This is a genomic window from Marinobacter sp. JSM 1782161 (genome assembly GCF_011421605.1).
Lineage (GTDB): Bacteria > Pseudomonadota > Gammaproteobacteria > Pseudomonadales > Oleiphilaceae > Marinobacter_A > Marinobacter_A bohaiensis.
Genome location: NZ_WSSA01000002.1, coordinates 2,170,701 through 2,185,889, shown reverse-complemented (window position 1 = coordinate 2,185,889; position 15,189 = coordinate 2,170,701). Strand labels below are relative to the sequence as shown.

General features: G+C 55.9%; 15 protein-coding genes. 9 read left to right on the top strand and 6 right to left on the bottom strand.

The genetic code is table 11. The features are described 5' to 3' along the window. Positions 1–9 precede the first annotated feature (9 nt). Positions 10–948, top strand: a complete 939-nt coding sequence (locus GQB00_RS09765) for a LysR family transcriptional regulator (RefSeq protein ID WP_165856073.1) — start codon at positions 10–12, stop codon at positions 946–948. A 12-nt stretch (positions 949–960) separates the two neighbouring features. Here the strand turns inward: GQB00_RS09765 and GQB00_RS09760 are convergent, their stop codons facing one another. Then, entirely contained in the window at positions 961–1,359 is a 399-nt protein-coding gene (locus GQB00_RS09760) for a glycosyltransferase (RefSeq protein ID WP_165856072.1), read from the bottom strand. A 508-nt stretch (positions 1,360–1,867) separates the two neighbouring features. Between GQB00_RS09760 and GQB00_RS09755 the strand changes: the two genes are divergently transcribed. The 6 genes from GQB00_RS09755 to GQB00_RS09730 all read left to right on the top strand — a co-directional run bounded on the left by GQB00_RS09755 (position 1,868) and on the right by GQB00_RS09730 (position 8,241). After that, on the top strand, positions 1,868–2,890 hold the full coding sequence (locus tag GQB00_RS09755; protein ID WP_165856071.1) for a radical SAM protein: 1,023 nt from the start codon (positions 1,868–1,870) through the stop codon (positions 2,888–2,890). A gap of 38 nt (positions 2,891–2,928) precedes the next feature. Continuing rightward, positions 2,929–3,894, top strand: a complete 966-nt coding sequence (locus GQB00_RS09750; RefSeq protein ID WP_165856070.1) for a hypothetical protein — start codon at positions 2,929–2,931, stop codon at positions 3,892–3,894. Between the two features lie 25 nt (positions 3,895–3,919). Then, positions 3,920–4,447, top strand: a complete 528-nt coding sequence (locus GQB00_RS09745; protein WP_165856069.1) for a DUF4019 domain-containing protein — start codon at positions 3,920–3,922, stop codon at positions 4,445–4,447. Positions 4,448–4,509: 62 nt separating this feature from the next. After that, the gene (locus GQB00_RS09740) at positions 4,510–6,075 is read left to right on the top strand and encodes an alpha/beta hydrolase (protein WP_165856068.1); all 1,566 of its coding nucleotides are present in this window, start codon (positions 4,510–4,512) and stop codon (positions 6,073–6,075) included. Beyond that, entirely contained in the window at positions 6,059–7,789 is a 1,731-nt protein-coding gene (locus GQB00_RS09735; protein WP_165856067.1) for a peptidase domain-containing ABC transporter, read from the top strand. The genes GQB00_RS09740 and GQB00_RS09735 overlap by 17 nt, the downstream gene beginning before the upstream one ends. A 149-nt stretch (positions 7,790–7,938) precedes the next feature. Further along, a complete protein-coding gene (locus GQB00_RS09730; RefSeq protein WP_165856066.1) occupies positions 7,939–8,241 on the top strand; it encodes a hypothetical protein in 303 nt (100 codons plus the stop codon). Positions 8,242–8,565: 324 nt separating this feature from the next. On the opposite strand, the gene GQB00_RS09725 is transcribed toward GQB00_RS09730, so the two are convergent. Beyond that, positions 8,566–9,537 (bottom strand): alpha/beta fold hydrolase, encoded by a 972-nt coding sequence (locus GQB00_RS09725; RefSeq protein WP_165856065.1) that lies wholly within the window; start codon positions 9,535–9,537, stop codon positions 8,566–8,568. A gap of 92 nt (positions 9,538–9,629) precedes the next feature. Here GQB00_RS09725 and GQB00_RS09720 point away from each other — a divergent pair, with 92 nt between their 5' ends. Beyond that, a complete protein-coding gene (locus GQB00_RS09720; RefSeq protein WP_165856064.1) occupies positions 9,630–10,202 on the top strand; it encodes a CGNR zinc finger domain-containing protein in 573 nt (190 codons plus the stop codon). Between the two features lie 67 nt (positions 10,203–10,269). Continuing rightward, a complete protein-coding gene (bla, locus tag GQB00_RS09715; protein ID WP_165856063.1) occupies positions 10,270–11,166 on the top strand; it encodes a class A beta-lactamase in 897 nt (298 codons plus the stop codon). On the opposite strand, the gene GQB00_RS09710 is transcribed toward bla, so the two are convergent. From GQB00_RS09710 to GQB00_RS09695, 4 genes are all read right to left on the bottom strand, one after another. Then, on the bottom strand, positions 11,151–11,660 hold the full coding sequence (locus GQB00_RS09710; RefSeq protein ID WP_165856588.1) for a flavin reductase family protein: 510 nt from the start codon (positions 11,658–11,660) through the stop codon (positions 11,151–11,153). The two genes, bla and GQB00_RS09710, sit on opposite strands and share 16 nt — an antisense overlap. Positions 11,661–11,818: 158 nt before the next feature. Continuing rightward, positions 11,819–12,853 (bottom strand): methionine synthase, encoded by a 1,035-nt coding sequence (locus GQB00_RS09705; RefSeq protein ID WP_165856587.1) that lies wholly within the window; start codon positions 12,851–12,853, stop codon positions 11,819–11,821. A 28-nt stretch (positions 12,854–12,881) separates the two neighbouring features. Continuing rightward, complete coding sequence (locus GQB00_RS09700) at positions 12,882–13,859, bottom strand: DUF1852 domain-containing protein (RefSeq protein WP_165856062.1); 978 nt, start codon at positions 13,857–13,859, stop codon at positions 12,882–12,884. Positions 13,860–14,773: 914 nt separating this feature from the next. Next, positions 14,774–15,169, bottom strand: coding sequence for a tautomerase family protein (locus GQB00_RS09695; RefSeq protein WP_111494232.1), 396 nt, complete (start codon positions 15,167–15,169; stop codon positions 14,774–14,776). Positions 15,170–15,189: the final 20 nt, after the last annotated feature.

The window sequence follows — 15,189 nt, the reverse complement described above, 5'->3', positions numbered from 1 at the left end:
GGAGAAGCCATGAACCAGCCGGATATGAACCTGTTGACCGCGCTCGATGTGCTGCTGGCGGAGCAGAGTGTCGCCGGGGCCGCGCGCCGTCTGGACCTGAGCACGTCCGCCATGAGCCGGACCCTGGCCCGTCTGCGCCAGGTGACTGGCGACCCCCTGCTGGTCCGGGCCGGACGCCGGATGGTGCTGACCCCTTACGCCGAGTCCATCCGCGAGCGCACGCGCGACACGGTTTTCGACGCCCTGGGTATTCTCCAGCCCGACACCCGCGTCCTCGATCCGGCCACCCTGCAACGCACCTTCACCCTGCGCGCCAACGACGGCTTCGTTGACGTCTTCGCCGCCAGCCTGATTGCCCGGGTCGCCGCGCTCGCGCCCAACGTGCGGCTGTGCTTTGTGCCCAAACCGGAAAAAAGCGCCGACGCGCTCCGGGACGGGCGGGTCGATCTGGACATCGGCGTGGTGGGCAATATGGGGCCGGAAATTCGCGTCAAGGCACTGTTCCGCGACCGGTTTGTCGGTGTGGTGAGAAAGGGCCACCCACTGGCCCGGGGGCAGGGCGTTACGGTGGCGCAATACGTGCAATGGGGCCACATCGTGGCGTCTCGCTCCGGTCGTCCGGCGGGTCCGGTGGATGAGATTCTGCACGGGCTGGGCCTGGAGCGCCACGTCGCCGCGACGGTGCCGAGCTTTCCCGCCGCGCTCTCCGTCGCTCGCGCTTCGGACCTGATCGCGCTGGTGCCGGCGTCGTTCCTGACCCGCGAACGCGACGACGATGCCTCCGCCGCCCTGTGGGTGTTTGAGCTGCCCGTCAAAACCGACGGGATCACGATTTCCCAGATGTGGCATCCGCGACAGCAGATGGACGCCGCCCACCGCTGGCTAAGAGGCCAGGTAGAAGACGTGTGCCGGAATGAGGTGATGGAGGGCGGTCTGAAAGACGGCTGAGACGGAACGCGGCTAGGCCAGGTCTTCGTACAACCGCCGGAACGAGGCCGCCGGCCGTTTGACCGAGAATTTCTCAACCGCCTGGGCCTGGTAGTCGCTGAACTGAAGCTTCTTCTCGCCGGCCTGGCGGAACTGGTCCACCAGGGCGTTCTTCAGGGACTCCGCGTCGCCCGCCCGACAGACGAGCGCCGGCGAATCCCTGAGGACTTCTCTTAGGCCGACGCAGTCGCTGCCAATGATGGGAACACCGGCGGCCAGGGCTTCCATGGCCAGCAGGCCGCACGCCTCCCAGCGAGATGGCATCGCCACAACGTCGACTCCCTTCAACGCCGCGGCCATATCGCGGGTTTGCTCGGCCTGGTGGAAATAGTCCCCCAGACCCTTGTCGTTCAGGTACTCGTAATCTTCCATCCTAAAACGGCTATGACGCCCTTGCGCTGGACCGTCCGGAGGGGGTCATGAGTGTCCATAAAATAGATGGGTTCCGCTGTTTGCACAAGAATGCGTCCGGTATATCGTCGGGTTTGCGTCTTCCGTTTGATTCGGAAGCCGGAAAACTGGGAGGGGATGATGCTTGCCGTGCCCAGTGCAACGTCGTCTTAGCTTTGAATTACAGAGTGAGCTCGATGGTGACATGTCTTTTTTGGAGTCTTTGCAAGAATTTGTAATTCTAAAAAGGCGTTGCTAGCATCATTTGGAGCTAACGGCTTGCGTTTAACTTCTACGCTGTCAGGGTTTATTTAAAACGCTAGCCATTTGATAACCTGTGCACGGATGTTGCAGGAACGAACAAGGGAATGTGGATATGGTGTCCTTCCGTTCTCACCTGATTGCTCATCCGTTGCCAATATAATCATGTCGCCAGCTGATTATGCGCTGTTGAAGTGTCGGGCATGATCATACTGGTCTGGAGTGGATTATGGTAAGCCCCGTTGTTGAGCTCCTGTCCGAACGTATTGGCCCTGAGACCTTAACGATACTCCCAACCTATAAATGCAACGCGGCCTGTCGAGAATGCTGTTTTTGCTCTAATCCATCTTTGACCGAGCGCCTCTCCCGCGAACAGATCTTTGGCGTCATCTTTAAAGCACAAGAGGCTTTTCAAAGCCTCCGGCATGTTGTTTTCAGTGGTGGTGAGTGTTTCCTGTTATACGACGATCTTTTTGACGCTTTGTCCTACTGCAATGAGTTAGGGCTTTCGACTCGCTGCGTAACGAATGGGTTTTGGGGAAAGAATCCGGAAAAGGCCGAGCGGATAGCCGAGCGGGTACATGGTGCGGGGTGTCTGGAGATCAATGTCAGCACGGGAGTGGAACATCAGGAGTGGGTCTCACTCGATGCGGTCATGAACGCGTCGCTGTCATTGGTGACTCGAGGGGTCAGGGTAGTCCTGACGATCGAAAAAGACACCGCGACGTCTCAGTGCGTGAGGCGGGCTCTTGAGCATGATGTGTTCGAACAGCTGATCTCCTATCCAAACTTTTCATATCAGGTGAATACGTGGATGTATTTCAAAGAAGGGCACTCTGATCGAGGTTTGGTTGAGAACCGCGAAGCGATTAAAGGGGGATGCGATCAGCTTCTCAATAACTTTGTTGTTACGCCCAAGAATTTGGTGTCCTCCTGTTGTGGTCTGACTTTCGAATATATGCCGGAAATGATATTGGGAAGTGCCGAAGAAACGGATTTCATGTCGCTCTACAGGGCGCAGCTTGATGATTACCGTAAGTTGGCGATCCGTGCTTTAGGGCCTTATGAGATGCTCGAATCAAAATATGGTGAAGATCGGCTCTCTAATGCTCAGCTTGATCGAATCAACCATAAGTGTGAAGCCTGCCTGATGCTGCATCAATTTGAGCGTGAAAATGAGCGGCTTGCTGAAGATGCCCGAAACCCCAATGCTGCTTTCAATGTCATTCAGAAGATAATTGCTACCGGTTAGTGGGGTGTCGGTGCGTAGATACGCACAAGGAGAGTGAAATGAAACGCAGGGATCTGATCAAGAGAGGGTTAATCGCGTCCGCAGCCATGCCGGGCGTTGCCAATGCCAACCTGCTGTATGGCTCACCGAACAGCGTAAAACCTGTCGCTGAAACTCATCTGGAATTGAGCGAGTCGAAAAAGAACGCTATCAAATACAGTCTTTCCCGGCTTGATATACCGCCAGAGCATTGGGACAAAATCGTAAAGACAAGCTCAATATGGAGTGAGCTGAATAACAACGAGGCGCTCCGTGATTACTTTATCTCCAATCCTCGGGAGGCCTTGGCGAGTTATGGCCTGAGTCCGGAGGAGCTCGAGTTATCAGATTTTGATATGCGGATGCTTCAGTTGACGTTCAGGCACCGAGATTTGCTGGATGAAGGTCGCTTCGATGACTTTATTGATGTCTTGATATTGGATTCAAAGCTTGACCGGACGGAGAATACGTTTCAAAAACGCTTGGAGAAATCTCTTGAGCAGAATTCCGGGAAGCTGGACCGTTTAATCGAGAGTGGGGTTATTGATCCCCGGGAGTCAGCGGGCATGTCTCCCACTTTGCAGTATTTTAGTGATCAGCAGTCCAGCATTCATCGGCTAGAGAGGCTGGCAGAAGGTACAGTGAGTGTTGTCACGACCGTCACGGATGTTGCCGCAGCGGTTAATACTATTGTAGCCGTCAACGTCTCAGTCTTGGGGAACTCGACTTGTCGCGTCTCGCCGGTTTCCACAGATTCACTCCTTTCTGAATTAACGCCTGTTACCAAGGCCGCGAGTCGAGCCGGATATAAAGATTTCGAGGCTTACGTGAATAAAGCATTCGCTGAGGTTTTGGAAACGGCACGCGATAAGATTCGTATCAGTATTGAACGTGTTGATAAAAATAAATCCATGCATCTTACCGCGTGGGAAAAAAAGCGATTGGAGGAGCGCCTCTTCCAAGTTGCGTCTAAGGGAATTATCTAAAGTAAACAAGGAAGGAGATGAGCAAATGAGAGCGTACGTTGCCGGTGCATTACTTGTATTAGTTTCTATGTCACCCGTGGTTTGGGCTGAATCATCGGAAGATAAGAACCTAGTCAAGCAGCAGGAGCAGTATCTCTACTGGATGGACCAGCAGACCCGTAACCAAGTGGCTGAGCGGGGGGAGAAAGTTACCGAGGCGCTTGATCGTATCGTCCGGGATGGAGCGGATGTTTGGAACCTATATAACAGGGCTTCTCAGACCTTGCGAGACCGATATGATTTTGACGCGTTTAAGCAGGCCATGAAGGAGCGCACCAAGCTTGGCGTTAGCGAGAATCGCATCTTTGCGGGCGTTGATGGAGGATTCAAGCGCTTGCCAAACCTGCCGGGAGATCGAGAATATGCCATCGTTAAGTACGATGTGACGTTCCAGAATCACGATCTTCTTTACACCGAACAAGTCACTCTCGAAAAGACCGAAGACACGTCGAGCGCGAGTGCGTGGCGAGTTGTTGGCTATTTTGTCGGTAAGAAACCTTTCTATATGTATTGATCGATCTATGAGCATCCTGGCTGGTCCGCTCAGTGCTTCTCTTTTGATATGCAGGAACAAGAATGCCTCCTGAAACAGGTCTGGTGATATATACGGAGACAAGGGTCAATGGTCAGATCGCGATACGCTCTTGGCTTCGTTTCGAGTCGATTGAATGCCCTTGTGAAGCTTCAATCTGGGTAGACATCCACTCATTGGAAAAACCGGATGAGTTACCGGAGAGGCATTTCTGCGAAGCGACATTAGACTCGCAAGGAGAGGTGTCCGGCATCGATTTTTACTCTTCTTCCGGCACGACTCATTTTCGTTTTGGCAACGGCCAGTTTCGAGTCAATCTGCCGGGAGGTGTAGGCCGCCGTGGTGATTTCTGCGCCGAGGTGATTTCTGTTGGCAGCGTGGTTCCAGTTTTTGCATGGACGCTCTCAAAAGTAGGCTTTCAGGACGGTGTCTGCGATATGACGTTGTTCAACTGTGATCGTTTGGTGGAGCAGGCCTACCGTGTTGAGAGGCAGGCCGATGCCTCATACAAAGACACGTTTGGACAGACGTTGATCTTTGATGACGCGGGTTGCCTGGTCGGTATTTCGAAACAGGATGTTGTGACCCGACTTCAATGGTCGACGGCGCTCTCAGTGCCTGCCTGGGGCAAAAGACAGGTTTTGGAGGCACGTGCTGATAGTCCGGATCAGTCGCACTATGCCTGCGAGCCCGTAGTGTTCGATACGCACGCGGCTCATATTGCCGGTGATGTCTTGTTACCAACAGGTGGCTGGGATTCCGTTAAAGCGGTTTCCCTGTTTATCGGGGGAACCGGTGCCTATGACCGGTACGGCATTTGTGGAAGCATGGACCTTGGCTACCACGAGATGCATCAGCGTTTGGCGGACGCAGGCGTCGCCGTACTGAGAATCGACTTGCCGGGAAATGGTGAATCTCGCTATGTCCAGGATAAGGTCGAACCGGATTTCCGGGAGCAGTTGGCCTTCTATGAAGGGGCGCTTGAGAGCATGGATGGGAGACTGGCCTCCACAGGACCGGTTCACGTCATTGGTCACTCCATGGGCGGCGTCATGGCGCTTGAGCTGGCCGCGAGGTGTCGGATTGTGGCGTCCGTGATTCTGATCAACGCACCCGGTCGCCCGGTCGATGCCCTGATGAGGGACCAGGCAGTAAGGAAGCTGGATGCTCTTGGGGTGTCAGAGACGCAGCGCCGGGAAGAGCTGGAAAAGCAAGACGCATTTTTTTACCACGTCCAGCACACGAAAGACTGGAGCGAGGCAACGGTGCCGGCTGATGTGTTGCCGCTCAAGTCAGAGAGCCTATGGTTTCGCCAACTGATGGCTGTTGATCCGGGAGCCTTACTTTCGAGGCTGGAGAAACCTGCTTTGGTAATCGTAGGGCAACAGGATGAGCAGGTTTTCGACGAGGACGCTCGGTTGTTAGCCGCTGCGCTGGGGCGACCAGAGCGTTTTGTCAGGATTCGTGACCTGGCGCATCACTTCAAGGCGATCCGTTCGCGTTCGGTGACCGAAACTGACAAGGCCTGTCTGGATGAGGTTACCGGAGCCGTCCTGACGTTCATGGATTCTCTGAATGGACTTCAGAGGGAAGATGGTTCGTTTCAGTAGAAAGTGGACGCCATTTCGGAAAATAGTCGGCCTGCGTCGGCAGGCGTTGTCGGTGATAGCCATTTGCAGTCTGGTGGTCTATTTCTGCGCCCTGTCGGTGCCTGTCACCATTCAGCAGGCTATCGACATAATTCGCACGGATGGCTTTAAAGCCGATGTTTTTGGGCTTTTTTTTCTGGCTCCTCTGCTGGTCTTGGGAGAGTATCTCGCCTCGGCGGTCAGAAGCCGGAAGATTATAGAGCTTAGCCGGTTCTTTGATGACCGGTTGTCGCGGCGTTTATTTGTTCACCTCTTTCGGATGGGGTACGGATCCGTAAAAGGCCGTGATGCCTCGGTGTTGTATTTGTTCAATCAAATATCCAGGTTGCGCGATGGTATTATCAATCTGATTCCGCAGGCGATATTTGAGCTCGGTGTGGCTGTTTTGGCGATTGTTGTCATCTTCTTTTACGACTATCTGATAGGCACCGTTGTTTCAGTCCTCTGCCTCGTTTTTTTTGTGTTATTGAAGCGTGGCTTCTCCGAGCTGTATTCGGAATCTCTGAATTTTTACTCCAGTGATAGCGAGAAACTGAACTGCCTTAATGAAAGCATCAGCGGCTATTCAACAATCAAAAAGCTTCGGCTAGAGCCTTTTGGCTACAAGAAATGGAGCTTGGCCGTTGATAAATACAACGCACTTTTTGGATCAATTTCCTATAAAACCCGCCGGCTTTTCATCAATAGTCAGGCTGCAGGACGGCTGATTGCATTGGTGGCTATCCTGATAGGCTGCATAAAACTGGCCAACGGTTCTATGAGTGCCGGAGAGATCATTGCAGTTCAGCTACTGATGGGGAGGGTTACTGGCCCTTTGATCGGCAGCGGAGATATTGCACGACAGTTCGAGGATGTCAGTGTCGCTGCCAAGTTCATTTCTGACTTCCTTCATGAGTCGCCCCCAACCCGGCCCGCGTTATCCAAGCATGCGACTCAGTATGCAGGCCTAATCGACATTCGAGATCTGAGTTATCAGTACCCGAATGATGCTTTTCCGGTGCTGCGACAGTTGAACCTCAGGCTGTCTGAACGGGAGAGTATCGCGATTGTCGGCGAAAACGGTTCTGGGAAAACGACGCTGACAGAGATCCTGCTGGGTCTGAGGCCAGATTATAAAGGGATGGTTCGCGTTGGAGGTGTTGAGCTCAATACAGCGAGTAATCGGCAGTCCCGGAGCCTGTTTGGCGTTCTTGATCAGCACACTTCATTGTTTGCCGGCACGATCCTTCAGAATATTGTGGCGTGTGCACAGAGCTATTCTGAGGAAGAGCTTTGGAACGCCATCGCGGTTGCTGGTCTTAAAGAGTTTGTGGCCGGCCAGCCGGCTGGTCTGCAGAGTTACGTTATGGAAAAGGGACAGAATCTTTCGGGCGGTATTCGGCAGCGAATCGGGATTGCCCGCGCCCTGGTCGCGAGTGCCGATATCCTCGTCCTCGATGAGCCAACTTCCCATATCGACCATGCGTCCGCCGGGAGGATCCAGAGAGAGTTGGCTGACCTGGGCAAGAGCAAGCTGGTTATTGTGATTACGCATAATCCGGACGCTTTGGCATCCTATGATCGTGTTTTTCGGCTAAATGCGGGGGGGCTGGTTGAAGAGCGCCCGGGCGTCAGGACGAGCGATGGTTCCGGTATCCGGATGCTGGAAGTCATGGACGCAAGTGGAGCGGTGTGATGCGCAGGCGCTTGTGCCGTTGGGGGTATTGTCGGATTGGCTTCCTGTTGCTTGCGTTGGCTGGCGTTGTTGGTGCAACACCGTCCCCCGATGCGCCTGTTCAAGCTCACTCTGTGCACGAGGTCCCGGAAGCCTGTGGGCACAATGCCATGAGCCTTATCGGTGCTCATCAGCGTGATCGTCTTCTGAACCGGTTTAAAAGCGATGGCTGGCATCTGCCGTCGGCGGCAAATTTGCGAGAGATTTACTCCGGCCATGAGCAGCAATTCGGCGATGGGATTTTTTGGATTGCTCCGCCAGCGGCGCGCAGTCGAGGCTTCAACTGGTATTACAGCGTACCTCGTAAACGGGTCATGGAGTTTGGTGATATTTTGTCCTTCCCTGCATTTCTGCTCTTGGTGAATCGCGATCAGCCGGATGAGGGGCCGGCTTACGCATGCTTTACGCACTGATGCCTGGAATGTGAAGCTCTTCGCTGAAGCGTCCGGGTTGGGCTCCCGTTCTTCGCCATCGAGGTCTCTCAAGAACAAAGCGCCAGAGTTGATATTCCCGGTTCTCTGCCGGCAAAGCGTTGGTGTGTGCTTTGTGATACGGGCTGAGCATGGGCGAAGTGTCGCCCCATACTGTCGCGCGGGGCCACCGGCCCCTTCCGTTACAACAATCCGATCCTTCAGGGCCTGCCTCCGATGTTCCCGGCTGTCGCTGGGCGTATAAGTCGGGACCAGGCGAGAGGTAACCTGATCCCCGGGATCTCTCACAGGGTTACTGCAATGCTGTCATGGTTTAGGCTGCCAGGCTTTCAAGTGTTTATCCAGGAATCCCCGGATTGCCGGGATGATCACATCACCATGGGTTTCCAGGGCGAAATGCCCGGTGTCGTAAAAGCGAATGTCGGCCTCCGGTATATCCCGCTTCCACGCCTCAGCACCGGGTGGCAGGAAGAACGGGTCGTGTTCCCCCCAGACCGCGAGCAAGGGCGGTTGGTGCTCCCGGAAGTAGGCCTGAAATTCCGGGTACTTCGCCACATTGGTTGCGTAATCCAGCAGTAAGTCGAGTTGAATGTCTGCCATGCCGGGGCGCGAAATATGCGCGCCTTCCAGCGTGTAGGCGTCCGGCGCCACGGCGCTGGTATCGCTGACCCCTTCCACGTACTGCCATTGGATGGACGCCGGCGTCGGAAAGTCGCTGAGGGCTTCACGGTTCTCCGGCGTCGGGTTGTTCCAGTACGCCCGGATGGGGTCCCACCCTTCTGAAAGGCCTTCTTCATAGGCATTGCCGTTCTGCGAAACGATCGCCGTCACCTTGGACGGATGGGCCAGGGCCAAACGCCATCCCACCGGCGCGCCGTAGTCATGAACCGCAATGGCGTAACGGTCGAGCTTTAGCTGGTCAGTAAACTGATCGATCGTCTTTGTAAGACCGGCGAAGGTGTATTCGTACAGGCCGCGTTCCGGCGCCTCCGTGTAGCCAAAGGCCGGCAAATCCGGGGCAACCACGTGATAACTGTCGGCGAGGGCTTCGATCACATCGCGCCACATGTACGACGAGGCCGCGAACCCGTGCAACAGCAGAACCGTCGGTGCTGCCGGGTCTCCGGCTTCCCGGTAGAACACGTTGACATCGCCTACGCTCGCGTAGCGGTAGTGGGTCTGCGCTGTTGCCCGTGAGTGGGCATCGTCAGCCTGTTTGCGCCCGGTTGGCAGGGCTTCGGCGGAATGGGTGGACGTCGTCAGGTCGTCGTGTGTCATGAGTGCTTCCCTCGGTAACCGTTAATGAGTGTTTTTGCAGGTTATGAGGTTTCAGGGTAACCTGTCAAATATCAAATTAAAGGTTATTGGGTATGTCATCAGGAATTACGCCGCCGTTTGTCGCAAGCAACCTCGCTCTCGATTTCATCAACACGCAGTTCGGCGTAGGGGCCGAGCGGCGTGATTGTCTGGATGACGACGGCAGTGTCGTCGACTGGCTGCGGCAGGCCCATGCGTTAGCCGACGAACTGGAAAGCCCGCCTGAGGGGCTGGTGAATCTCGCCCGGGCATTGCGTGACAACATGAAGGCGTTGATTGCTTCCGCCAAAGACGGTCAAGTGGCGGATCCCGGCACGGTCAACCGGGTGCTGGAACGGGGGCGCCCCATCGAGAGGATCGAATGGGAACCAACGGACGCCGTGTTTGAGAGAAAGGAGTACCCGCGCGACCAGCAGAGCGAAAGCCTGTTGCAACCTGTGGCGCGGGCTCTGGTCGAGTTACTGACGGAGGAAGACCTGCAGCTTGTGAAGGAGTGCGAAGCCTCCGACTGCGTCCTGCTGTTCCACGATCAAACCAAATCGCACCGTCGTCGCTGGTGCAGCATGGCCACCTGCGGCAACCGGATGAAGGCCGCCGCGCATCGGGCCAGAAAACACGCCAGGTAGCGCGTTCCACGGCTGACGGAAGCCGTACACCTGGACAACCTGTATCCGCATCAATAAGGACTCATCGATGCATTCCCGCACTTCCATTCTGACTCGTACCGCGTTGGGGCTCGCCCTCGGGCTGTGCATGACGACCGCCGCTGTAGCAAAGACCTCTCTGGAACGCCTTTCCGATACCGTCGAGAAGGTTGAAAACCAACTCGACGCCCGGGTCGGCCTCTCGCTTGTGGACACGGGCTCGGACTTTTCCTGGGCACACCGCGCGGACGAGCGTTTCCTGATGAACAGCACGATCAAAGTGCTGATTTGCGGAGCCGTACTGGCGCGGGTGGATGAGGGGGCGATGGCACTTGCGGACCCGCTGCCGGTTCGCCAGGACGACATCCTGTCTTACGCGCCGGTCACCAAGGAGCAGGTGGGGCAGGACATGACCCTCGGCGAGCTGTGCTACGCCGCGCTGGACATGAGCGACAACACCGCCGCCAACCTGCTGCTCGAACACCTGGGCGGCCCGGCGTCGGTCACCCGGTTCCTGCGCCGCATCGGTGATTCGGTATCCCGCTCAGACCGCTACGAGCCGGCGTTGAACACCGGTGCACCAGGCGACCCCCAGGATACGACCCGGCCCGTTGCCATGTCCGGCACCCTGAGCAAGCTGTTGCTGGGGGAGGCCTTGACCGCCGACTCCCGCGACCAACTGGTGGCATGGATGAGTCACGGCGGCGTGACCGGTGCGCTGCTTCGCGACGACGCACCCGCGAGCTGGCACATCGCCGACAAGTCCGGCAGCGGCGACACCACCCGCAACATCGTGGCGCTGATCACCCCGGACGACGGCGCCCCGCGCATCGTCACCCTCTACATCTCGGATGCCGACGCCGACTTCAGGACCCGCAATGCCGCCCTGAAAGAACTGGGGGCCGCGGTGATCGGGGTGATCGAAAGTCATCAACCGGCGCCATGAGCGGCGAGGTCGCGATACTGCCCTTTGAAATACAGCAAGGGCTGCGTAGCGGCCGTTTCCTGCCGATTCAACGCTTTCACTTCACCAATCACGATCAGGTGATCGCCGACGGCGTGTTCGGCGTGAATCTCGCAGTCGAGCCAGTGCAGGCTGCCACCGATGATCGGATTGCGCAGCGGCGATGCCTGCCATTCGACGCCGAGCCACTTGTCCGCGCCTTGCCGGGCGAACTGACTGGAAAGCCGGGCCTGTTCATCGGACAGGATATTGACGGCGAATCGACCCGCCCGGCGAATTTTGGGGTAGCTGTACGAACTCGACATCACGCTGAACGACACCAGCGGCGGGTTGGTCGACACGCTGTAGAACGACTGGCACGTGAAGCCAATCGGCTCGTTATCAACGAGTGAGGTGATCACCGTGACGCCGGACGCGAAGTGCCCGAGCGCCTCGCGGAAGCGCAGTGGATCAATAGCCGAATGAGGAGGTGACATATTGGTTCCAGAAAAACGGTGGTTCCAGAAAATCAGTGATTCCAGAGAGTCGGTGACTCCAGACAATCGTGTACCGCTCGGACGTCTTATCAGGTTCCGAGTGTTTTGCGGGCCTGAAAAGCCCAGCGGTCCTGGCCGTTGGCTGGCGTCAGCCGTGTTCAGCCCGGCTGGGTAAGCTCTTTCCGGACGATGTCGGCACCCGCACCCAAGGCGCTCAACTTGCCTCTCGCGACCTGGCGGGGCAAGGGCGCCATACCGCAGTTGGTGCAGGGATAGAGCTTGTCGGCATCGACAAACTGGAGCGCTCGTCGCAGCGTATCGGCGACGTCCTCCGGAGTCTCAATGGCATGGGTGGCGACATCGATCGCCCCCACCATCACTTTCTTGCCGCGAATGAGCTCGATCAGATCCATCGGCACATGCGAGTTGTGGCATTCCAGTGAGACGATATCGATGGCGGAAGCCTGCAGCTTGGGGAAGGTCTCTTCATATTGCCGCCACTCCGCACCCAGCGTCTTTTTCCAATCCGTATTGGCCTTGATGCCATAGCCGTAGCAAATATGGACGGCGGTTTCGCACTTGAGGCCTTCAATGGCTCTTTCCAGCGTGGCCACGCCCCAGTCGTTGACCTCGTCGAAGAAGACATTGAACGCGGGTTCGTCAAACTGAATGATGTCCACGCCGGCCGCTTCCAGCTCTTTGGCTTCCTGGTTGAGGATCCCGGCGAATTCCCAGGCCAGTTTTTCACGGCTTTTGTAATGGGCATCGTACAGCGTATCGATCATCGTCATCGGGCCTGGCAGGGCCCATTTGATGGGCTGCCGGGTTTGCTGGCGCAAGAAACGGGCATCGTCCACGAAAACCGGCTTCTGGCGGCTGACCGCGCCAACGACCGTCGGCACGCTCGCGTCATAGCGATCACGGATCTTAACGGTTTCGCGCTTCTCGAAATCAACGCCGTCGAGGTGCTCGATAAACGTGGTGACAAAGTGCTGCCGCGTTTGCTCGCCATCGCTGACAATATCGATGCCTGCCAACTGCTGTTCGAGCAGGGACACACGCAAGGCATCCTGTTTGCCCTCCGTCAAAGCCTCACCTTGCAGCTTCCAGGGGGACCAGAGTTTCTCGGGCTCTGCCAGCCAGGCGGGTTTGGGTAAGCTGCCCGCCGTCGAAGTCGGTAGTAATGTTTTCATAGTCAATACGGTCGCCTGATGTGGTTCGTTAAAGAGCGTCATGGGCCGCCCACCGCTCAAGGACATCCCGGTAGGGTTCGATAAGGTATTCTTCAGTGAACTGGCCCTGCTTGACCGCGAGCTGACTGCGCTCCTCTCGATCATAGTTGATCCGTGTCCACGAATAGTCGGAGTGATTCAGGCTCGGCTTAAAGCATTTGCCCGCCTCGGAATTGGCGTTGTAAATCTCGGGCCGATAGATTCTCTGGAACGTCTCCATGGTGCTGATCGTGCTGATCAGCTCCAGATTCGTGTAATTGTTAAGCAGATCGCCAAAGAAGAAAAAGGCCAAAGGCGCCACGCTGTTCGGCGGCATGAAATAGCGGACATTCAGCCCCATTTTCCGGAAGTAGCGCTCGGTCAGCGACGATTCGTTCGGCCGGTACTCAAAGCCCAGGACTGGGTGCTGGTTGTCCGTGCGCAAATAGGTCTTGTTCTCCGACACGCTGATGCATATGACGGGCGGCTTGGAGAAATTTTCGGTGTAAGCACTGGAGTTCACGAAGTGCTTGAAAAGCTTGCCATGTAAATCGCCAAAATCATCCGGAACGCTGAATTCTGGCTGATCCTTGTTGTGGTTCCGCAGTGCGATGCTGAAATCGTAATCCCGCACATAGGATGAAAAGTTATTCCCGACAATGCCTTCAATGTGCTGGTTGGTTGTGCGATCAAACACCGTCGTTTGCAGTATCTCGATCGTCGGGAAGGTATCGCCATTGCCTTCAATGTCCAGGTCGACGGACACGATTTCATGCCGCACGGAATAACGGTCACCGTTTGGGTTGTCCCAGTGCGCGAGGGCATTAAACCGGTTGTCGATCATCGTCAACGTGTCGCGCAGGTTCTCCTGGCGCCTGTCTCCCCGGGCGAGGTTGGCAAAATTGGTGGTGATGCGCGTGCTGTCCGATGGGCGATAGTGCTCATCGAAACCAATACGCTTGATGGCGAACGTGAACTCGTGACTCATGGCGACCCGGTATCCTGATTCCTGAGATATAACCTGAACTCTTTTCCTGTCTTGCGGTGTTCCGCGTTTCCCGCTCAGTAGCCTTCGTGATGTCGGCTATTGAGAACAGTGGCTATCTTATGCCGGGCTATCGATGAGTAAAAATGAATTAACTTCAGTTACCCATTAGATCTGATCATGGACTCTTTAAGTGCGACGTCCTTTTGCGGCTTGCCGCGCTTTGGGGCCGTTTGGGTCTTGGAGCGATGGAAACCATCGACATCGTACTGCCGGTGGCGAGTGGAGGGTGGGGTTGTGACGCAGCCCGGGTGAGGAAGACTGTGGCGGCGTCTCGTCACTGCGCGATACCGGCAGGGATCGAGGCCGCGTAGATCAAGATTGCATGGCGCACGCTAAATCGAATGAGATCTTTACCTGATTCGAGCCAACAAAAACGATGACCTTAACCCCGTGGCCCTTAAGTAGCTCAAGATTGTTTGGCTGGACGTTTTCGATATCAATCAGTACGCAGTTGGTTTTCAATAATATTTCCTCGCGGCCTTGCTCTTCGCCTTAATGGGTTAAATTGTCGAACACAGTAGCTGCGGTGGCGTAAATAAAGAAAGTTGCGACCACGATCGCTCCGATTTCCTGTATGTGGACGAACCGTTTCGGCACTCGCTCAGACGGTGAAGTCTTCTGGAAGGTCTTAAGAGCGCAAAAGTAGGCAATACATAGATAAAGTAGCGCTGCGAATACACCACCGCCCATCGTGAAGAATAAATAGTCGGGTTCTTTCGACGATCTGGCGACGTAGAGTTTGTAGACTTCAACCCCCGCACAGAGCCAAAACAGCCCCCCAAAGCTTGTGCCAGAATCGTGAGCGGGCGTTCAACCTGCTTGAGGCGAACAACGCTATTGCGCAACATTTGTATTCACGCCTGGAGTTCTCCAGTCAGGAACTGCGCACGCCCTTGCCCGAAAGACCAGTCGGCGTCGGTGTTCTCGACAACGGAGACAATGAGGTCATCAGGAGAAACGCCACAGCTTGCTTCCAGTTTTTGGGCCAACAGCTTATAGAACCTGATCTTCTGGGGTTGAGGGCGAGGTCGGGAAACGACGCTTAGCAACACGACAGCGTTTGTTCTCCTATAGCCCAGCCCAGTGTCTTCGAGAATGAGTTCGCCGGGGCGGTGCTGAGTAACGGACTGATAGCGATCACTCGAAGGCACCTCGAATGCCTGGACCATCGATTCGTGGGCAGCGTCCAGGAGTTGGCGCACTTCTTCTTCACTGCGCCCTTCGATGAGGTCGAACTTGAGTAGTGGCATGTACGTGTCTCCTTGTGTGC